At 65.0% G+C, this 20,078-nt stretch carries 17 protein-coding genes and 2 pseudogenes; 9 read left to right on the top strand and 10 right to left on the bottom strand.

All coding sequences use genetic code 11. The annotated features are described in order from the left end of the window. A pseudogene (locus AXW67_RS44385) lies at positions 1 to 256 on the bottom strand (beta-1-3, beta-1-6-glucan biosynthesis protein); the annotation flags it as partial. A gap of 328 nt (positions 257 to 584) precedes the next feature. Between AXW67_RS44385 and AXW67_RS27435 the strand changes: the two are divergent. Next, positions 585 to 2,147: a glycoside hydrolase family 17 protein gene (locus tag AXW67_RS27435; protein ID WP_063680402.1), complete on the top strand. Its 1,563-nt coding sequence runs from the start codon at positions 585 to 587 to the stop codon at positions 2,145 to 2,147. On the opposite strand, the gene AXW67_RS27430 is transcribed toward AXW67_RS27435, so the two are convergent. Next, positions 2,107 to 2,487: a hypothetical protein gene (locus AXW67_RS27430; protein WP_027550874.1), complete on the bottom strand. Its 381-nt coding sequence runs from the start codon at positions 2,485 to 2,487 to the stop codon at positions 2,107 to 2,109. The two genes, AXW67_RS27435 and AXW67_RS27430, sit on opposite strands and share 41 nt — an antisense overlap. A 116-nt stretch (positions 2,488 to 2,603) precedes the next feature. Continuing rightward, entirely contained in the window at positions 2,604 to 3,986 is a 1,383-nt protein-coding gene (locus tag AXW67_RS27425; protein ID WP_063680401.1) for a hypothetical protein, read from the bottom strand. A 176-nt stretch (positions 3,987 to 4,162) separates the two neighbouring features. Here AXW67_RS27425 and glmU point away from each other — a divergent pair, with 176 nt between their 5' ends. Both glmU and AXW67_RS27415 read left to right on the top strand, forming a co-directional pair. Further along, positions 4,163 to 5,518: a bifunctional UDP-N-acetylglucosamine diphosphorylase/glucosamine-1-phosphate N-acetyltransferase GlmU gene (gene glmU / locus AXW67_RS27420; RefSeq protein ID WP_063680400.1), complete on the top strand. Its 1,356-nt coding sequence runs from the start codon at positions 4,163 to 4,165 to the stop codon at positions 5,516 to 5,518. Between the two features lie 30 nt (positions 5,519 to 5,548). Beyond that, a complete protein-coding gene (locus AXW67_RS27415; protein ID WP_027550877.1) occupies positions 5,549 to 5,737 on the top strand; it encodes a hypothetical protein in 189 nt (62 codons plus the stop codon). 15 nt (positions 5,738 to 5,752) lie between these two features. On the opposite strand, the gene AXW67_RS45085 is transcribed toward AXW67_RS27415, so the two are convergent. Beyond that, on the bottom strand, positions 5,753 to 6,313 hold the full coding sequence (locus AXW67_RS45085; protein ID WP_430648734.1) for a hypothetical protein: 561 nt from the start codon (positions 6,311 to 6,313) through the stop codon (positions 5,753 to 5,755). Between AXW67_RS45085 and glmS the strand changes: the two genes are divergently transcribed. The 3 genes from glmS (at position 6,242) to AXW67_RS27395 (ending at position 9,877) form a co-directional block, all read left to right on the top strand. Continuing rightward, a complete protein-coding gene (gene glmS / locus AXW67_RS27405; protein WP_430648733.1) occupies positions 6,242 to 8,017 on the top strand; it encodes a glutamine--fructose-6-phosphate transaminase (isomerizing) in 1,776 nt (591 codons plus the stop codon). The genes AXW67_RS45085 and glmS overlap by 72 nt on opposite strands. Before the next feature lie 89 nt (positions 8,018 to 8,106). Next, on the top strand, positions 8,107 to 8,883 hold the full coding sequence (locus AXW67_RS27400) for a DUF502 domain-containing protein (RefSeq protein WP_027550880.1): 777 nt from the start codon (positions 8,107 to 8,109) through the stop codon (positions 8,881 to 8,883). 139 nt (positions 8,884 to 9,022) lie between these two features. Then, positions 9,023 to 9,877 carry an NAD(P)-dependent oxidoreductase gene (locus AXW67_RS27395; RefSeq protein WP_063680397.1) on the top strand — a complete coding sequence of 285 codons (855 nt, stop codon included), beginning with the start codon at positions 9,023 to 9,025 and terminating at the stop codon, positions 9,875 to 9,877. 43 nt (positions 9,878 to 9,920) lie between these two features. On the opposite strand, the gene AXW67_RS27390 is transcribed toward AXW67_RS27395, so the two are convergent. The 3 genes from AXW67_RS27390 to recG all read right to left on the bottom strand — a co-directional run bounded on the left by AXW67_RS27390 (position 9,921) and on the right by recG (position 13,273). Next, complete coding sequence (locus AXW67_RS27390) at positions 9,921 to 10,349, bottom strand: hypothetical protein (protein WP_063680396.1); 429 nt, start codon at positions 10,347 to 10,349, stop codon at positions 9,921 to 9,923. 216 nt (positions 10,350 to 10,565) lie between these two features. Next, positions 10,566 to 10,772, bottom strand: coding sequence for a hypothetical protein (locus AXW67_RS27385; RefSeq protein WP_063680395.1), 207 nt, complete (start codon positions 10,770 to 10,772; stop codon positions 10,566 to 10,568). 392 nt (positions 10,773 to 11,164) lie between these two features. Next, positions 11,165 to 13,273: an ATP-dependent DNA helicase RecG gene (gene recG, locus AXW67_RS27380; RefSeq protein ID WP_063680394.1), complete on the bottom strand. Its 2,109-nt coding sequence runs from the start codon at positions 13,271 to 13,273 to the stop codon at positions 11,165 to 11,167. A gap of 206 nt (positions 13,274 to 13,479) precedes the next feature. On the opposite strand from recG, the gene AXW67_RS27375 reads away from it, so the two are divergent. From AXW67_RS27375 to mfd, 3 genes and pseudogenes are all read left to right on the top strand, one after another. Next, positions 13,480 to 13,770, top strand: coding sequence for an FAD assembly factor SdhE (locus AXW67_RS27375; protein ID WP_027550884.1), 291 nt, complete (start codon positions 13,480 to 13,482; stop codon positions 13,768 to 13,770). After that, a pseudogene (locus AXW67_RS44380) lies at positions 13,767 to 15,266 on the top strand (transcription-repair coupling factor family protein); the annotation flags it as partial. The gene AXW67_RS27375 and the pseudogene AXW67_RS44380, both read left to right, overlap by 4 nt. A 1-nt stretch (position 15,267) precedes the next feature. Continuing rightward, positions 15,268 to 17,281: transcription-repair coupling factor (gene mfd, locus AXW67_RS44375; protein WP_245315744.1), on the top strand; the 2,014-nt coding region annotated here is incomplete at its 5' end. Between the two features lie 210 nt (positions 17,282 to 17,491). On the opposite strand, the gene AXW67_RS27365 is transcribed toward mfd, so the two are convergent. The 3 genes from AXW67_RS27365 to AXW67_RS27355 form a co-directional block, all read right to left on the bottom strand. Further along, complete coding sequence (locus AXW67_RS27365) at positions 17,492 to 17,887, bottom strand: hypothetical protein (RefSeq protein WP_063680393.1); 396 nt, start codon at positions 17,885 to 17,887, stop codon at positions 17,492 to 17,494. A gap of 166 nt (positions 17,888 to 18,053) precedes the next feature. Then, the gene (locus tag AXW67_RS27360; protein WP_063680392.1) at positions 18,054 to 18,614 is read right to left on the bottom strand and encodes a hypothetical protein; all 561 of its coding nucleotides are present in this window, start codon (positions 18,612 to 18,614) and stop codon (positions 18,054 to 18,056) included. A 228-nt stretch (positions 18,615 to 18,842) separates the two neighbouring features. After that, the gene (locus AXW67_RS27355; RefSeq protein WP_063680391.1) at positions 18,843 to 20,072 is read right to left on the bottom strand and encodes a hypothetical protein; all 1,230 of its coding nucleotides are present in this window, start codon (positions 20,070 to 20,072) and stop codon (positions 18,843 to 18,845) included. Between the last annotated feature and the right edge of the window lie 6 nt (positions 20,073 to 20,078).

Genomic DNA, 20,078 nt, shown 5'->3' with positions numbered 1-20,078 from the left:
CGCATTCGGGGTTGCCGGCGGGGCCGTTGATGGCCTGCGCGGCCTCGGCGAACTCGTCGGTGCGGCGCTGGTTCTGGGCTGCGTCCTTGGTGGCGTCGGCAGGCTGTGCGGCCGCCTTGCCCTGGTCCGGGGCGGGGTTGCCGCTCTGGGCCGAGGCGCCGCCGAGACCGATCATGATGACAAGGGAGGGGACGGCCAAGGTGGCGGCGAACTGCCGCAGGACCGCATTTCTTAACTCGAGCACCCGTCGCCGCATGAATTCCCCAATTTCTCCACTGACCGCCCGCATCAGACCTCGCGGACGCGCAGGTGATGGCGTCCAAATGGGTCTCCAATGCGGCGGAAAATTCCCGCGGAATCCCATGACCTGTATTTGGATTTTTGTCCAGCAAAGTCACGCGTGTAAGGCCCGGTCGAACGGCCGCAGGTTAATTCGCCGGGGAGAGGGCGCCGCTCGCGCATGCCACCCCCTTGGCAGATGGCGTGCGAGCAGGTAATCGACGAGCCCTTCGCGGAGGACGGAACCGATTTCTCTTCGTACGCCACTGGCGCTTCTGCTCGTTTCCCTGGGTGCGATTGCTGCCGTGTGGTGGTGGCTGGCCACGCCGATCACGCTCGCGCGCGCCCCCATTGACCCCAGCGACAAGCTGCAATGTGTCTCCTATACGCCGTTCCGCGGCGATCAGACGCCGCTGAACGAATGGACCCATATCGAGGCCGACCAGATCGAGCAGGACCTGCGCCAGCTCAAGGAGATCACTGAGTGCGTCCGCACCTACTCGATCGAGAACGGGCTCGATCAGGTGCCGGCGGTCGCGACCAAGGTCGGCGGGCTGAAAGTGATGCAGGGCATCTGGCTCGGCAGCAACCGCGCCAAGAATTTTGCGCAAGTTGCGACCGCCATCCGCCTCACCAAGGAATTCCCTGGCACCATCTCTTCGCTCATCGTCGGCAACGAGGTGCTGCTGCGCGGTGAGATGACGACGGCCGATCTGATCGCCATCATCCGTTCGGTGAAGGCGCAGGTCAGCGTACCCGTCACCTATGCCGATGTCTGGGAATACTGGTTGAAGAACCGCGACGTCTATGACGCCGTCGACTTCGTCACGATCCACATCCTGCCCTATTGGGAAGACATCCCGGTGCGCGCGAAGTTCGCCGCCGCCCATGTCGAATCGATCCGCGAGCGGATGGCGGTGGCGTTCCCCGGCAAGGAGATCCTGATCGGTGAGACCGGCTGGCCGAGCGAAGGACGCATGCGTGAAGTCGCGCTGCCCTCGCGCACCAATCAGGCGCGCGTCGTCTCGGAGATCCTGGCCCTGGCGAAGGCGCAGAAATTCCGCGTCAACCTGATCGAGGCCTACGACCAGCCGTGGAAGCGCCGGTTAGAGGGCACCGTCGGCGGCTATTGGGGCCTGCTCGATTCCGCGCGCCGACAGCTGAAATATCCGCCTGGCCAGCCGATCAGCAATTTCCCGTACTGGAAATGGTACATGGGCGCCGGCATGGGGCTCAGCGTGCTGGTGTTCGCGGTCGCCGGCATCACGCTGCGGCGCAGGCCCTGGACGCCGCGCTTCTCGGCCTGGCTCGGTGTCGGCATCTCGGCGACGACCGCGGGCATCCTGCTCGGGATCGGCGCCGACAAGATGTACTATGAGAGCTACGGCTGGGGCGGCTGGCTGCAGTGGGGGACTCTGCTCGCCGCCGGCATCCTGTCGCCGATCTTCTGTGCGCAGGCCCTCGTCATCGGCCGCAGCCTGCCGACGTTCCTCGATATTCTCGGTCCGCGTGAAGAGCGCAAATGGTCGAAGCTCACGGCCGTGCTCGGCCTGACGCTGGCGGTGACCGCGGTGATCGCGGCCGAGACCGCGCTCGGCTTCGTGTTCGACCCGCGCTACCGCGACTTCCCCTATGCCTCGCTGACGATGGCGGTGGTGCCGTTTGCACTGTTGATGCTGAACAACCGGCCGCAGATCGGCGTACGCCCGATTGCTGAAGCCGTGTTCGCCGGCCTACTGGCGCTGTCGGCGGCCTACGTCCTGCTCAATGAAGGTCGCGACAACTGGCAGTCGCTGTGGACCTGCGCGATCTATCTGTTGCTCGCGCTCACGCTGTGGCGGGCGCGGGCCGAGCAAAGCCAAGGATGAGCAGGCCGATCGCCAGTCCCGACAGGATGATGTTGTAGAGGACGATGCCGAGGCCGGCGGCAACGACGCCGAGCGTGAGCAGCACGATCGAGGGCCGCATCAGATTCAGCGTCGCGATCACCAGCGCGACGATGCCGAACACCGAATTCTTGAACAGCGAGGTTGAGACCGAGCGCGCCTTGCAGATCATGGTCTGCAAGCCGGCATCGCACGCGAGCGCCACTTGCGAGAACTCGATCGCGAGATAACGGACATAGAGCGCCCACCCGACGGTGACGAAACCGACGACGAGCAGGAACTGCACCTGATACGGCGTCAGGCGAAAGGGCTTTTTCTTCATGGGGCCAATATGGTCGGGAAGAGCGAGGCGGGCAACAGGGGCGGGTGAATCTTTCCCGCGAATTTGCCCGAGAAACCTAAGCCAATTTGCTGATGGGATGGCGCTTTCGGGGCGGATTACCGCCTGAAGAACGATGACAGCGTCGATCCCGCGGAGGCCGTCTCCGGCCTGGCAGGAGCCGGCTGTGCCGCCGGCGGTGGTGGTGGCTCCTCGCGCTTGGAGCGCTTCGACGAATAGCTGCGGTGGCGCTGCGGCTTCTCGGGCTTGGCGGCGGGGGCCGGCGGCGTCTCGGCCTGGGGCGCGGTGTCCTGATCCTTGCTCGTCTCCGCGCTCTTGTCCTGTCCCTTGTCTTGCGCCTTCTCTTGACCTTTTTCCTGCCCCTTGTCCTGAGCCTTTTCCTGGCCGCCGCGCATCGACAGACGCTGGCCGTCGAACACGGTGGTCTCGCAGTGGCGGTTGTTCTCGGACAGGCCTGCGCAGAGTTTTGCCGCAGCGGCGGCATTGATCAGGGGGCCGGCGCCGAGGCGGAGCTGCATGCCGAGGCCGTTATTGCCTTCCTTGATCATGATGATCGGCCGGAGCGTCGCGATCTCTGGATTGGATTTGGAGAGGCCGCGCCAAAGCGCGCGCAAACCGTCGATCGAATTTGCGCCGCCGAGGTCGATCGCAAAGCGCGTCTGCTGAACCGCAATCGCGGGCGCCTCGCTCTCGGCTGCTTCAGGCGGCTTCGTCGCCGCTGCCGCGACTTCGGTGGAGGCAGGAGCGGGCTCGGCCTTCTTCTCGGTCGCCTCGGGCTGCATCAATTTTTGCGCGGCCGGATCAGGCGGCGCCATGATCGACTTCGATGTGACCAGCGGAATGGTCGGCAGGGCAGACGGCGCGGGCGGTGACTGCGGCACGAGCGAGGCCGCAGCCGCGGTCTGCGGCGGCGGGCTCGGCTGCTCCTTTGCGGCCTCTTTCGAGGTGTCCTTCGGCTCCTTGGCGGCACCCGCGCGCGGCTTGTCGACCAGCGATGCCGCGGTCGAGGCGACGGGTGCGACGTCAGGCGCCGGCTGCGCGGCCGCGACCGGCCCGTCCTGCGGCTTCGAGGCTGACGCCTGCGGCGGCGTGGTCTGCTTGGCGATGGCACCGGTGACGGAATCGAGCCCTTGCTCCAGCACAGTGACGCGCGCGTAGAGGCGGTCGCGATCGCTGTTCAGCGTCTCGATGGCGGAGGCGAGCCTGCGGGCCTCGCTCTGGCTCTCTCGCGTCAGCATCTGGAGTCGGTCGGCCTGGCGCGCCAGATCGGTGGCAGCGATCTGGTCGCGCCGCCAGCCGAGCTGCGCCTGGTTGGCGAAGACGGCCACGACCAGGGCGCCGACGGCCGCGACGCCCCACGAGCCGAGCCGCCACAGCATGCGGCGGTCGAACGCGCTCTCCTCGGCCACCAAACCGGAGAAAAGCCCGCTGGTCTCCTTGGTGTCGAAGGCATTGGCCAGAGGGTCGGAATCCTTTGCCATGAACTTGAGTGCCCAGCCCCGTTCAACTTCCCCGAATCAATCAGGGAACATTAACAGGAAATGGGTCCTACACTTGAATTCCGGGCGTTTGCGGGGGTAGCAAGGCGCCGTTAAAAAAGTTCGCCGGCTGCTTCCCGCCGGCGCCGGTTGATTCGGCCATATATGACAGGATTGCAATGACCGCCCGCTCAAGCCTCACGATCGTGCTCGCCGCTGGTGAAGGCACGCGCATGCGATCGAGCCTGCCCAAGGTGCTGCATCCCGTCGCAGGCCAGACGCTGCTCGCCCATGTGCTCGCCGCCGCGCCACAAGGAACCGGCACCTCGCTCGCGGTCGTGGTCGGCCCTGACCACCAGGCGGTTGCGGACGAAGCCAGGCGGATCCGGCCTGACGCGCTCACCTTCGTGCAAGCCGAGCGGCTCGGGACCGCGCACGCGGTGCTCGCGGCGCGCGAGGCGATCGCGCGCGGTGCGGACGATCTGCTGATTGCGTTCGGCGACACGCCGCTGATTTCGGCCGAGACTTTTGCGCGGCTGCGCGCGCCGCTCGCCAATGGCGCGGCGCTCACCGCGCTGGGCTTCCGCGCCGCCGATCCCACCGGCTACGGCCGCTTCATCGTCGAGGGCGACCGCCTGGTCGCGATCCGCGAGCAGGCTGACGCCAGCGCTGAAGAGCGCAAGATCACGCTGTGCAATGCCGGCGTGATGGCGCTCGATGGGCGCCGCGCGCTGGCGATCCTCGGGCAAATCGGCAATGGGAATTCGAAGGGCGAATATTATCTCACCGATGCGGTCGGCATCGTCCGGGAACAGGGAGGAGAGGCCGTGGTGATCGAGACCAGCGAGGACGAAGTGCGCGGCATCAATACCAAGGCGCAGCTTGCCGAGGCCGAAGCCGTGATGCAGGCGCGGCTGCGGAAAGCTGCGATGGACGCCGGCGTCACGCTGATTGCGCCGGAGACCGTCCATCTCTCCGCCGACACCGTGTTTGGCAACGACGTGACGATCGAGCCATTCGTGGTGATCGGCCCCGGCGTATCGATCGGCGACGGCACGGTGGTCCATTCCTTCTCGCACATCGTGCAGTCCTCGCTCGGCAAGAACGTCTCGCTCGGCCCCTTTGCGCGCCTTCGGCCCGGCAACTCGCTCGGCGACGGCGCGCGCATCGGCAATTTCGTGGAGGCCAAGGCCTCGACGCTGGAGGCCGGCGTCAAGGTCAACCATCTCTCCTACATTGGGGACACAACGGTCGGTGCCAATTCCAACATCGGTGCCGGCACCATCACCTGCAACTACGATGGCTTCAAGAAGCACAAGACGACGATCGGGCGGGGCGCCTTCATCGGCACCAACTCCTCGCTGGTCGCTCCTGTTAAGATCGGCAACGGCGCCTATATCGGCTCGGGCTCGGTGATCACGCGTGACGTGCCCGACGATGCCATGGCGTTGGAGCGCACCCAGCAGACCATCCGGGAAGGCGGCGCCACGCGCTATCGCGAGCTGAAGACGGGCGGCAAGAAGCCGGAGAAGTGAGCGGGCTTATTGGTCCCCGGCAGCGAGCTCATGGTCGATCTCATTGGTCGCTTGCTCAATACGCTCGTTGAGGTGTTCGTCGAGGCGACGGGGCGAGCAGTGCTGAAGCTGTTCGGCGCGCGCCGCCCGCACGAGCTGGCGTGCCTTGTCACAGGATTGGTGTTCTGGACGTTCGTCGGCATCCTCCTGCTCGCGATCGTCCGCGTCCTGGCGCGCTGAGCAACCTCCGGCCCGCTATTCGTCGTCGGCGAATTCGGAGAAGATCGCGCGGGTCAGGCGCCAGCCGCGCGGCTTGGCGCGCTTCACCGGCTCGCCTGCCGGGTGCTTGACGAAGACGGGTTTGCTTTCCTTGCCGCGCTGGGGCGGCGGCCAGTGCGCCAGATTCGTGCCCGCGGTCTCGCTGGCGCGCAAGTAAATCGACGACAGACCTTTGCGGTCGGATGAGCTTCTCATGGCCGTCTCTCCTGGGCAGGAATCGTTGGTCAAACTCATTGACAGCGAGTTAATGTGCAGGGTTAAAGGCCGGCCAATTCGACGCATGTTAGAGCTGCCGCCATTTTGTGCTGTCGCAATCCGCAACAATTGTTGAGTATATGCTTCGTTGCGAACTTCGATAAAAACCGGGCGCGTCGTTTTGGCGATTTTTCGACGATTTAGGGGATATTGAACCGCATGTGCGGGATTGTCGGCATTCTCGGGCGCGAACCGGTTGCGGAGCAGCTGGTGGATTCGCTCAAGCGTCTTGAATATCGCGGCTACGACTCCGCGGGCGTTGCCACCCTCGAAGGCAGCCATCTCGAGCGCCGCCGCGCCGAAGGCAAGCTGAAGAACCTGGAGAAGCGGCTTACCGCCGAGCCCCTCAAGGGCACGACCGGCATCGGCCACACCCGCTGGGCCACGCACGGCAAGCCGACCGAGCACAATGCGCATCCGCACGCGACCGAGCGCGTCGCCGTGGTCCACAACGGCATCATCGAGAATTTCCGCGAGTTGCGCGAGGAGCTCGAAACGACGGGAACAGTGTTCCACACCGAAACCGACACCGAGATCGTGCTGCACCTCGTCGACGATCAGCTCAAGCGGGGCAACAAGCCGGTCGAGGCGGTGAAGCTGACGCTGGCGCGGCTGCGCGGCGCGTTCGCGCTCGGCTTCATCTTCGCAGGCGAGGGCGATCTCATGATCGGCGCCCGCAACGGGCCGCCGCTCGCGATCGGCTACGGCGACGGCGAGATGTATCTCGGCTCGGACGCCATCGCGCTCGGCCCGTTCACCGATACGATCAGCTATCTCGATGACGGCGACTGGGTGGTCTTGACCCGCAACAGCGTCACGATCTTCGACAAGGACGGCCATGCCGTCCAGCGCGAGAAGATCAAGCACGCCGCCTCGACCTCGCTGGTCGACAAGGCCAACTACCGCCACTTCATGGCGAAGGAGATTCACGAGCAGCCGGAAGTGGTCGGCCATACGCTGGCGCGCTACGTCGACATGGCGACCGAGCGCGTGTTGCTGCCGGTCAAGCTGCCGTTTGACTTCGGCACCATCCAGCGCGTCACCATCACGGCCTGTGGCACCGCCAGCTACGCCGGCTATGTCGCAAAGTACTGGTTCGAGCGCTTCGCGCGCCTGCCGGTCGAGGTCGATGTCGCCTCCGAATTCCGCTATCGCGAGGCGCCCTTGCGCAAGGGTGATCTCGCCATCTTCATCTCGCAATCCGGCGAGACCGCCGATACGCTGGCCGCGCTGCGCTACGCCAAGGCCGCCGGCGTGCACACGGTGGCCGTGGTCAACGTGCCGACCTCGACGATCGCGCGCGAGAGCGAAACCGTTTTGCAGACGCTCGCCGGCCCCGAGATCGGCGTCGCCTCGACCAAAGCCTTCACCTGCCAGCTCATGGTGCTTGCCGCACTCGCGGTCGCCGCCGGCAAGGCGCGCGGTGAACTATCCGAGGCCGACGAGACCAAGCTCGTGCACGGCCTCGTCGAGGTTCCGCGCCTGATGGCGGACGCGCTCACCACCGAGCTGCAGATCGAGAAGCTCGCGCGCGACATCTCAAAGTCGCGCGATGTGCTCTATCTCGGCCGCGGCACCAGCTTCCCGCTCGCGCTTGAAGGCGCGCTGAAGCTGAAGGAAATCTCCTACATCCACGCCGAAGGCTATGCCGCCGGCGAGCTCAAGCACGGGCCGATCGCGCTGATCGACGAGAACGTGCCGGTGGTGGTGATTGCGCCGCACGACCGGGTGTTCGAGAAGACCGTCTCGAACATGCAGGAGGTGGCCGCCCGGGGCGGCAACATCATCCTGATGACGGATGCCAAGGGCGCAGCCGAAGCGACGGTCGCTTCCCTCGTCACCATCGTCATGCCGGACATGGCGGCCGCTTTCGCGCCGATGGTCTACGCCGTCCCCGTGCAGCTGCTCGCCTATCATACGGCGGTGGTGATGGGCACCGACGTCGACCAGCCGCGCAATCTCGCCAAGTCCGTGACGGTGGAATAGGCAGACGGGCCGGTCGCCGCTCGCTATCTGGTCTTCAAAAATCTGCTAGAAGACCCTAGCTAGTGAGTTGCGACCGACCTGGAACCCGAATGACCACCCGCGACGACGCGCCTGCGCCTCTGCCCGATCCCGTTCCGGAACCGCATACCGGCCTGATGGGCCGTTTCCGCAACTATTTCCTCACCGGCCTCGTCGTGACAGGGCCGATCGCGATCACACTCTATCTGGTCTGGTGGTTCGTCACCTGGGTCGACGGCGTGGTGCGGCCGTTCGTGCCGCTGGCCTATCGGCCGGAAACCTATCTGCCCTACGGCGTTCCCGGCTGGGGACTGATCGTCGCATTTTTTACGCTGACGCTGGTCGGCTTCCTCGCCGCCAACCTGATCGGCAGGACGCTGGTCGATGTCGGCGAGACTTTCCTTGGCCGGATCCCGGCCGTTCGCGCCATCTACCGTGGCTTGAAGCAGGTGTTCGAGACGCTGTTCTCGGGCAAGGGCTCGAGCTTCCGCAAGGTGGGCCTGGTCGAGTTTCCATCGCCGGGCATGTGGTCGATCGTGCTGATCTCGCAATCGCCGAGCGAGGACATCGCGCGCAGCCTGCCGGGGCAGGAGGAGCACGTCTCGGTGTTCCTGCCGTGCTCGCCGAACCCGACCACCGGGTTCTTCTTCTACGTGCCCAAGAGCAAGATCATCGAGGTCGAGCTGAGCGCCGAGGATGCCGCGACGCTGATCATGTCGGCCGGCGTGGTGCAGCCGGGCTCGGCGCCCGATCCGAAGCGGGCGGCGGCACTCGCGGGCATGGCGAATGCCGCGCGTATCGCCAATGCCTCGACCGCGCTCCAGCCGGAGCCCGCGAAGGTGGAGTGAGCGGCTGGCGGAAGGCTGGCTATGCGCTGGAGCCGTATCCCGGTCCGGACAGCGGCACTACCGCGCCGGGCAGCGGCAAGTAGAATCGGCGACCGACGGCTGGCCTTGGCTTTTGGCCTGAACTCGATCGGAGCCGACGATGACAACCACGATTGCAATCCTCGCACCGGGCGCCATGGGCAGCGCTGTGGCCCGCCGGCTGGGTGAGCATGGCGCGCGCGTGCTCACCTCCTTGAAAGGGCGGAGTGAAGCGACGCTGAAACGGGCGGCGGATGCCGGCATGATCGGCGCCGACGATGATGCGATCGCAGACGCCGACATCATTCTCTCGATCGTGCCGCCGGGCGAGGCCGTGGCGCTGGCGGAGCGGCTGGCGAGCCTGATCGTCAGGCGTGCGAAGAAGCCGGTCGTCGTCGACTGCAATGCCGTCAATGTCGATACGGTGCTGCGGATCGAGGAGATCATCGGCTCGGCGCAGGCGCCGTTCGTCGATGCCGGCATCATCGGCTTCCCGCCGCAGCCCGGCGGTAAGAGCCCGGCGTTCTACATGTCTGGCGAGCATGCCAGGGACGTGGCGGTGCTGAAACAGCTCGGGCTGGATGTGCGCATCGTCGAGGGTCCGGTCGGCGCGGCCTCCGCGCTGAAGATGTCCTACGCCGGAATCGTCAAGGGCCTGGCCGGGATCGGTTCGGCCATGGTGCTCGCCGCGACCAAAGCGGGTGCTGCGGATGCGCTCCGTGACGAGCTTGCGCTGAGCCAGCCCGCGATCCTGGCGCGGCTCGAAGTCGCGCTGCCGGACATGATCCCGAAAGCCTATCGCTGGGTCGCGGAGATGCGGGAGATTTCCGGCTTCCTCGGACCGGATCACCCGGCGAGCCAGATCTACGAGGGATTTGCGCGCTGGTTCGAGCATCTTGCCGCGGATGCCAAGGGCGAGGCGGTGGATGCGGCGCTGATGAAGGCGTTCGCGGCCAACGTCCCAAGGAAAAGCTAGATTGGACGTGCAAGCCCGACACGAAGTCCGTCGATGTCTCGGGCTAGGACAGCGGCTGTGTCTCCGAGAACATATCGACAATCTTGTTGGTCATGCCGTTCACGATCAACACCTGATCCTTCATCGTGGCGTACATATAGTCGCGCAGCTCCGGCAATTGCGAAAGCACCTGCGCCGGTAGTCCTTGAGCCTTGACGCCTTTCGGAAGTGTTGCGCCAACGGCAGGGGTGAAGGCTTTGGCTGATTGGACGGCCTTCAGGCGGAATTGGACATCGTTATGCTCGGTCAGCACGGTCTTGCGAATCTGCTCGCGCTGCGCGTTTGTGAGGTTGAGTTTCGGCAGCGATGGATTCTGCGATAGCGTTGTGCCATCGCTCAATTCAACCGCACCTTGCGCGTGCGGTTGCGCGAGCGAGGGTGCGGGCGTGCCAAGTAGGATCGCGAGCGCGGCGATGGGGACGGGAGCCCTCATGGTTCTGCTCCTTGCTGTGTGCGCCGCCCTTGAACAGGTAACGGGCCCACAGTGCGTCCGTTCCGGGCAAATTGAAGCAGGTTTGCCTCGATCTGCGTGTCAGGAAAGGTCCTGTTGTAGCAGCCTCGGCGCTGGAGATTGTCCTACGCCGGTATGGTCAAGAGTTCACCTACGGCGGACAGGCTCGCAGAGAGCGGGCCTTGCATTGGCCATGGATTAGCCCGCACTGGTCCATTTGCGCCACTGGGTCGGCTGAATGCCGGCGTGCGCTTTGCCGGATCCGTCGACCCAATTGGATCCGTCCTTGTGACAGGGAAAAGGAAGCGAATGGACAATACCATCAAAGTCCAGCGCACAGATTTCGAGGTCTCCGTCTGACGGAGCTGTCGAAGTGGACTGCCATTCGGTGGAGATGAACTGCATGATCGACCTCCAGCAGGGATGCAGGGATAGTTCCAACGCACGCTCGGCCGGCGATCCCGGAATGCTGCCTCCCCGAGGTAGCACCTGCTCTGCCTCGCTTGCCTGCAATACCCATCTTTAGCACGAGTGATCCGTCCTTGAATGTGAACCAGATCGCAACAAAGCAGCTAAACTGTACGCTTCATTGGGGCAATCGCATTGTCCTTGCCTCGAGCGCCTATGATACCACCGGGCGCACATCACCGCTTGCAAGTGAGTCTGTCTCGGAAGCCGACGGTTCAACGAATTGAGACGATCAACCCGTCATGCGCGAGCTCGACCGGTGCATCTATCACATCGCCAAGAGCCGCTTCGGGGATTGCCGGAGCAGGCTCGGCAATGACGAGAGCGCTTCAACCCGCCCCGATCAGTGGGATCGCCTCGTCCCGCTCGTAGAGATACAAGAGGCAGCGCAGCGCTTCACCGCGCTCGCCCTTCAGCTTCGGATCGTCCTTCAGGATGCGCAGCGCCTCGTCGCGAGCCTGCGTGATGAGCTGGCCGTGGACCTCCGAGCGCGCGATGCGATAGCCGGGCAGGCCGCTCTGGCGCACCCCTAACACGTCACCTTCGCCGCGCAGCTTCAAGTCTTCCTCGGCGATGCGGAATCCATCGGTGGTTTCGCGGATCACCTTCAGCCGTGCTTTCGACATCTCGCCCAGCGGCTCGGAGTAGAGCAGCAGGCAGGTCGAGGCTTCCGAGCCGCGCCCGATGCGGCCGCGCAACTGGTGCAGCTGGGCAAGGCCAAAGCGCTCGGCATTCTCGATCACCATGATGGTGGCGGCGGGCACGTCGACGCCGACTTCAACCACGGTGGTCGCGACCAGGAGCCCGATCTCGTGCGCGGCGAACTGGCCCATCACGCGATCCTTTTCAGTGCCCTTCATCTGACCGTGGACAAGGCCGACGCGATCGCCAAAGCGCTTCTGCAAACCTTCGAACCGCTTGGTCGCGTTGGTCAGGTGCTCGGTGCCTTCGGCCTCGGACTCCTCGACCAGCGGACAGATCCAGTAGACCAGCTTGCCGGACTGCAGCGCGCGGCCGACGCCGTCCATGACCTCCTCGATCCGGCTTATCGGCACCGCGCGGGTGTCGATCGGCTGGCGGCCAGCGGGCTTCTCGCGCAGCTCGCTGATGTCCATGTCGCCGAAATAGGTCAGTACCAGCGTGCGCGGGATCGGCGTGGCGCTCAGCACCAGCACGTCGACGGCTTCGCCCTTCGAGGTCAGCGCCAGCCGCTCGCGCACGCCGAAGCGATGCTGCTCGTCGACGATGGCGAGCGCGAGGTCTTTGAAGAGCACATCGTCCTGGATCAAGGCGTGGGTGCCGACGAGGAGATCGATCTCGCCCTCGGCAAGGCGCGTGACGATATCGCGCCGCTCCTTGCCCTTTTCCCGGCCGGTGAGGATCGCGACCCGCATGCCGGCGCGCTCGGCGAGCGGTGCGATGGTCTTGATGTGCTGGCGCGCCAGAATTTCGGTCGGAGCCATCAGTGCGGCCTGCTTGCCGACCTCGGCGACCGCGGCGGCGGCGAGCAGCGCGACCACGGTCTTGCCGGAGCCGACGTCGCCCTGGAGCAGACGCAGCATCCGCACGGGCTGCTTCAGGTCATCGGCGATGGCGGCTGCCGCGCTGCGCTGGGATGGCGTCAGCGCATAGGGCAGGGCATCGATGATCCTGTTGCGCAGATGCCCGTCGCCGGCATTGCGCACGCCGGCGGGCCTACGCAACTGCGCGCGGATCAGCGCGAGCGCCAGTTGCCCGGCCAAGAGCTCGTCGAAGGCGAGGCGCGACCAGTAGGGCTGATCGGGCAAGACGTCGGTGAGCTCGACCGGCTGATGCACGCGGGTGAGCGCCTCGGCAATCGACGGAAAATTGCAGCGGCGCATCACCTCCGGGCTGATCCATTCCGGCAGGGGCGGCAGCTTCTGCAGTGCCTGGGCGATCGCACGGCGCAGCGAGCCGAGCGCCAGCCCTTCGGTCAGGGGATAGACGGGGTCGATGCCCGATAGCTTTGCGATGGCCTCCTCGTCCAGCACGCGGTCGGGATGCACGATCTGCGGGATGCCGTCATACATCTGCAGTGTGCCGGAGACGTAGCGCTTCTCGCCCATCGGCAGCAGTTTTTCGACATAGCCGGGCTTGGCGCGGAAGAAGGTCAACACGACGTCGCCGGTGTCATCGCTGGCGTAGACGAGGTGGGGGGCGCGCGCGTTGCGCGGCGGGGGCGGGCGGTGGCGGTCGACCGTCACCTCGAGCGTCACCACGGTTCCCGGAACGGCGTCGCGAATTTTCGGCCGGGCGCGGCGGTCGACGACGTTGCTCGGCAGATGCAGCAGCAGGTCGACCAGCCGCGGCGTCTCATCGCGGCTGAGCAGATAGCGCAGCAGCTTGTCCTGCTTCGGACCGACGCCGGGCAGGCTGGTCACGGGAGCAAACAGCGGATTGAGCAGGCTGGGGCGCATGGGAGGAATCTAGGATCGTTTCGGCCCGTCATGCCCGGCTTTATGCCGGGCTTCCACGTCTTTTTTCGCGCCCCGCGCGGGATGGCGGGCTATGACGAATCGTGAGCCTGAACTGCCGCAACAAAGGGCTGACACGGCCGGCCCGAATGGCTATATCACCCCCGCCCGGCACGTCCGGGCTTTTCGCGTTGGACTGGATTTGAGACATGACGGGAACGACACGATCGAGCGACGGCCTGGATGACCGCCGCAAGCGGCTTTTGTTCCGCTGCTGGCACCGCGGCACGCGCGAGATGGATCTGATTCTTGGCCGCTTTGCCGATGCCGAGATCGGCAACCTGTCCGATGATGAGCTGACCGAGCTCGAGCGCCTGCTCGAGGTCAATGATCCCGATCTTTACGCCGCCATCACCGGTGACAAGGTGCTGCCGGCCGGGGTGGCCGGCGCACTCTTCACGCGCATCAGGGTGTTTCCGATCGCGGACGGCAACGCATGAAACAGCCGTCGAAATCGCCGGCCGAATTGCTGGCACCGGGCCGCGCCCTGACGCTCGCCAATGTTGCCGAGGGCGCGGAAGGTCTCGTCATCTCCGATCTTGCCCGTGCCATCGCGGCGCGGCCGAAGAAGCCGGCCGTCAGCCTGGCGGTGGTCTGCCGCGACGGCCCCCGCATGCAGCAGGTCGAGCGCGCGCTGCAATTCTTCGCGCCCGACCTGCCGGTGCTGACGTTCCCGGCCTGGGACTGCCAGCCCTATGACCGGGTCTCGCCGCATGGCGGCATCCTGGCGCAGCGCCTGACCACGCTGGCGCGGCTCGCCTCGCTCACCGGCAGCGACAAGCCGCTGATCGTGCTGACGACGGTGAACGCCGTCGTGCAGCGCGTGCCGTCGCGCGACCTCGTCGCGGCGCAGGCGCTGTCGGTCGCGCCCGGCAACGTCGTGCCGATGGACACCATCGTCGCCTGGCTCGAGCACAACGGCTACAACCGCTCCTCCACCGTGCGCGAGCCCGGCGAATATGCCGTGCGCGGCGGCATTCTCGACCTGTTTCCCGCCGGCCTCGACCAGCCGGTCCGCTTTGACTTCTTCGGCGACAGCCTGGAATCGATCCGCACCTTCGACGCCGAGACCCAGCGCACGCTGCTAGACATGCGCGCGCTCGATCTCGTGCCGATCTCCGAATTCCAGCTCGTCACCGACACCATCCGCCGCTTCCGCATGGGCTATGTCGCCGAGTTCGGCGCGCCCGAGCGCGACGATGCGCTGTACGAGGCCGTCAGCGAAGGCCGCCGCCATCCCGGCATGGAGCACTGGCTGCCGCTGTTCCAGGACCGGATGGACACGCTGTTCGACTATCTGCAGGGCGCAGCGATCGCGATCGAGCCGCAGGCCGAGGATGCCATCCGCGAACGCTTCAAGCAGATCCTCGACTATTACGAGGCCCGCCGTGATGCGTTGGACCATCCGAGCGGCGGCGCCATCTACAAGCCGCTGCCGCCGGACCGGCTCTATCTGACGGAAGAGGAGTGGACCAAGCGCGAAGGCGACATCCCGCTGGCGCGGCTGACGCAGTTCTCCGTGCCGGCCGACGGCGTGACCGTCGTCGATGCCGGCGCGCGCAAGGGCCGCGACTTCGCTCCGGAGCGCAACGACACGACTGTCAATGTGTTCGAGGCGGTGGTCAGCCACGTGATGGCGCTGCAGGCGCAGCGCAAGAAGGTCGTGATCGCGCTGTGGACCGAAGGCTCGCGCGACCGCATGACCTCGATGCTGCGCGACCACAAGCTCACGCACACCACCAGTGTCAATAGCTGGCGGACGGTGCAGGCGACCCCGCGCAACGAGACCATGCTTGCGGTGCTGGGCCTCGAAAGCGGCTTCGAGACCGACGAGATCGCGCTCATCAGCGAGCAGGACATCCTGGGCGACCGCCTGGTGCGGCCGCGCAAGGCAAGCCGCAAGCTCGACAATTTCATCTCGGAGGTGACGAGTCTTNGGGCGACATCGTCGTCCACGTCGATCACGGCATCGGCCGCTTCATCGGCCTGCAGACGCTGGATGTCGCCGGCGCGCCGCATGACTGTCTCGAGCTGCATTACGCGGCCGAGACAAAGCTGTTCCTGCCGGTCGAGAACATTGAGCTGTTGTCGCGCTACGGCTCCGACCAGACCACGGTCGAGCTCGACCGCCTCGGCGGCTCCGGCTGGCAGACCCGCAAGGCCAAGCTGAAGAACCGCATCCGCGAGATCGCGGGCGAGCTGATCAAGATCGCTGCCGCGCGCCATTTGCACGAGGCACCCAAGCTCCCGGTGCAGCAGGGCCTCTACGACGAGTTCTGCGCGCGCTTCCCCTATGACGAGACCGAGGACCAGCTCGGTGCCATCGAATCCACCCTGAAAGATCTCGAGCTCGGCCGTCCGATGGACCGGCTGATCTGCGGCGACGTCGGCTTCGGCAAGACTGAGGTCGCGCTCCGCGCGGCCTTTGCCGTTGCGCTCGAAGGCAAGCAGGTTGCGGTCGTGGTGCCGACTACGCTGTTGGCGCGTCAGCACGCAAAAACCTTCACCGAGCGCTTCAAGGGCTTTCCGGTGAATGTGGCGCAGGCCTCGCGCCTGATCGCGACCAAGGAGCTGAACCAGGTCAAGAAGGGCATTGCCGACGGTTCGGTCGATATCGTCGTCGGCACCCACGCGCTGCTCGGCAAGGCCATCAAATTCCGCGACCTCGGCCTCGTCATCGTCGACGAGGAGCAGCATTTCGGCGTTACGCACAAGGAACGACTGAAGGCGCTTCGCTCCGAGGTGCACGTGCTGACGCTGTCGGCGACGCCGATTCCGCGTACGCTGCAATTGGCGCTCACCGGCGTACGCGAACTTTCGATCATCGCTTCGCCACCGGTCGACCGCCTCGCGGTGCGCACCTTCGTCGCCCCGCATGATCCCCTGATGATCCGCGAGGCGCTCCTGCGCGAGCGCTATCGCGGCGGCCAGGCATTCTACGTGGTGCCGCGCATCGACGACCTCGCCGACGTCAAGGATTTCCTCGACAAGAACGTGCCGGAGATGAAGGTCGCGGTCGCGCACGGGCAGATGCCGCCTGCGGTGATCGAAGACATCATGACCGCGTTCTACGACGGCAAGTTCGACATCCTGCTGTCGACCACCATCGTGGAATCCGGCCTCGACATTCCTAATGCCAATACGCTGATCGTGCACCGGGCCGACATGTTCGGCCTCGCCCAGCTCTACCAGCTCCGCGGCCGCGTCGGCCGCTCCAAGCTGCGGGCCTATGCGCTGTTCACGCTGCCGGCGCAGCAAAAGATCACGGGGCAGGCCGAGCGACGGCTCACCGTGCTGCAATCGCTGGAGACACTCGGCGCAGGCTTCCAACTCGCCTCCCACGACCTCGACATCCGCGGCGCCGGCAATCTGCTTGGCGAGGAGCAGTCCGGCCACATCAAGGAAGTCGGCTTCGAGCTCTACCAGTCGATGCTGGAAGAGGCGATCGTCAACCTCAAGGCCGGCGTCTCCGAGCCTGCGGCCGACCGCTGGTCGCCGCAGATCACAATCGGCATGCCCGTGCTCATTCCGGAAGACTATGTCGGCGATCTCGCGGTGCGGCTCTCGCTGTACCGGCGCCTCGCCGATCTCGACACCGAAGAGGAGATCGAGAATTTTGGCGCCGAGCTGCGTGACCGCTTCGGCGTGCTGCCGGACGAAGTGCGCTATCTGTTCAAGGTCGCCGCGATCAAGGCGTTCTGCCGCCGGGCCAATGTCGAGAAGATCGATGCCGGTCCGAAGGGTGCCGTCATCGCCTTCCGCGACAATTCGTTCGCGTATCCCGACCGCCTGGTGTCGTTCATCCGCAGCCATGGCCAGGCCGCGAAGGTGCGGCCCGACATGAAGGTGGTGTTCTTGCAGGACTGGGAGACGCCGGAAGAGCGTCTCGTCGGCACCACCGAGATCATGCGTCAGCTCGCGCAGCTCGCACAGAGCAAGAAGGCGGCGTAGGGTGCAAGGTAGTTTCCCCGTCATTGCGAGCGAAGCGAAGCAATCCAGAAATGTATCCGCGGAAGGATGCTGGATTGCTTCGTCGCTTCGCTCCTCGCAATGACGGTGTTACTGGAAGCATTTGTGCGGAGGATAAAGGCGCGTAGCGCCGTGCCCTCTGCACCCGGATCTGGAATCGGTGGCACGCTTCGCTTTGCCCACCCTACGAGATCAATCGAGGTGGAATCTCAAGTAAAGGTTTCCCGCCGGCTCATTCTGGAAATACAAGAGCCCCTGCGGCGCCATGCCGGTAAAAAAGCGGAGCCTCGGTGGCGGGTCGCCGGGCACTATCCTCTGTGATGGCGCACCGAGTTCGAAGAAACAGCAGCCGGGCTTGCCTTCGATTTGAATGCGCGCGTGGTCGGGGTCGTCGCGAGACAGGAAAATGATGACCGTCAGGTTTAGCTTCTCGACCTTCACATGGCATACCCCATAGGGGCACGCCGTCGAACCTGCATCGCCGTCGGTCGGTGTTTCAATGCCGTAATCCAGCCTGTAGTCCTTGGCGTAGCCGGAAGCCGACGTGAGCAGAACGGCGGAAATGAATGCTGTTGCGATTTTCATCATCGACCGGCATATCGAGGCGCACTGACAGACGATTTCTCGCCCGGAGGTTGTGGGCAGCTCGTGTAGAACGAATCGGGAACGATGTCAACCGGCTCGGGGCTTTCGTGCATTGACGACAGCGCTGAGGTCGCCGCGGGTGCGCCTTTTCGGCATCTGATGAACTATCTCAATCCCTGACGACGCGACGGAGAACTCGGATGTTCGGGTCATTACGATCGGGAGCTTGCTTGACGGGCGGGGCGTCCAGAATACGATTGGTCTGAATTGCCTTAGGCGTCGAGAGCACGCCCTGGTCCGTCGGCGATGCAAGAATTTGTATTCTCCCACTTGTCGTTGGTGAAGCATAGATTGGCGGGCGCGCTCGCATGATCGAATCGTTTGGATCGCGCGGACGGATCTCGCTACGGCCGTCATCCTCTAGATTCGGGATCGCATTGCTGGCCTGCTTGATAGCCGCATCAATCATTTGCTTTATAGGACCCAATACTGAGCCGGGGTCATCGACGTATTGCTCGGATGCGATAACGCTGTTCTTAAATCTATTGAGGTCATCGATGGTCTGCTGGACAGATTTTCGCGGCCCCTCGTCCCACCAGGACCCCTTGCCAGACATGTAATGATCTATGACGTCGCGCGCGCGACTCGTGATGTCTTCCTTGTCTGACGGATTGATCGTGACAAACCCAGAGCCGATCGGCGGTAAAGGTTTCTTTTCAATCGTCGGCATGAATAATTCTCTTGCGCAAATGAAAAAACCCGCAGCGGATTTCTCCACGCGGGCCAACTGACTTGTTTCGATGATGCCACTATGCCGGTGTTTTGCCCGACGTGTCAAATGGCTTCGTAAAATCCGTAAGGCTTCATGTCAGCAATTGACGGTTCCTTTGCATGGGGTTGTTTTTCAGATTTTGTCGGATCCTAGGTACCGATCCCGCAAAAGCGGGCGCGATGATATCTACGACGCCGCCCGTGACGCGTCGGCGGATAGCCGCGCCAGCAGCGACCTTGCCGTATCTAACGGCGACAGCGAATCCACGCTGACGACGGGATCGCTGCGCATCTCGTGCTTGCCGTTCGAGGTGTGCCGCATCACCGCGGAGAGGCGGCGGGCGATCATGTGCGCGGTGCGGAAATCGGTCTCTGCGAACACCACGATCACCGAGCCGTCCTTCTGCGCCGTGCCAAAATCCATCTGCCGCATTAGCCGGCTCAGGATGCGCGCGGCATCGAGCTGGGCGCGCGGATTGGCCGGATCGAACGCAAAGCGCGCAACCGAGAGGCCGCCGCCGCGGGCGAGCGTCTGCTCGACCGCCTTGGAGAAATCGCGGGCGAAGGCTTCGACAGTCAACAGGCCGCTGCGCGGATCGAGCCAGCCGCCGGCATCGATCGAGCGCAGCGTGCGGCTGAGCTGCGCCTCCATCGCGTGCTGACGGATCAGCGGCAGCGCGTTGGCCGCGATCCGGACCGGCTCGCCCGAGATGATTTCGAGATTGGGCAGGTCGTAGTTCTGCGTGAGCTCGTGCGCGGTGACCACTACGGGCAGGTTGCGGAAGCGGGTGTCTTCCGCGAGCACCGTGAGGAAGGCATCCGCGACGCGCGCGGTAAAGCCTTCCGCGAGCACGACGCCGTCGATGTCGCGGGTGTTGAGATGCTTTGCTGCGGCCTCGATCGAAAGCGCGCCGATCACGCCCATCCGCTCGCCGAGCGCGACCGAGAGTGCGGGATAGGCCGCGCCGCGGCCGATCAGGAGCACCGTGGCATCACGCGCGGGATCGGCCTCGGGCAGCGAGACCTTTGCCGTTGCCTCCGGCAGCCGGCGCAGCACGGTCGCATGCAGCGTGCGCACGCGCAGTGCTGCGCGCAGCCGCGGGATCAAGCGGTCCGGATCGGCGCCGTGCGTGGCGAAGGGCAGGGCGTTGCGGGGGAGAGTGCCCGGCGCGTCCAGCGCGACGAAGGGAACGTAGAGCGGCTGGTCGGCGATCTTCTTGGCGAGCGGCGCGATGTACGGCTCGTGCCCGCCGGACATTGTGGCGAGCACCGCGGCAGGTTGCACCTGCTCGATAGCGCGGGCGGCGCTCGCCCAGTCGCTGTCGACAATGGGAAAGAGACGGCTCTCGTCGAGTGCCGCGATGAAGGCCGGCCGCTCGGCATTGGACACAAAAAGGATCGGGCCCGCCTGGGACATCGCAAA

Source organism: Bradyrhizobium neotropicale, from assembly GCF_001641695.1.
Taxonomy (GTDB): Bacteria; Pseudomonadota; Alphaproteobacteria; order Rhizobiales; family Xanthobacteraceae; genus Bradyrhizobium; species Bradyrhizobium neotropicale.
Note: the sequence above shows the minus strand (reverse complement) of the source record. Positions and strands in the feature narration are given on the sequence as shown.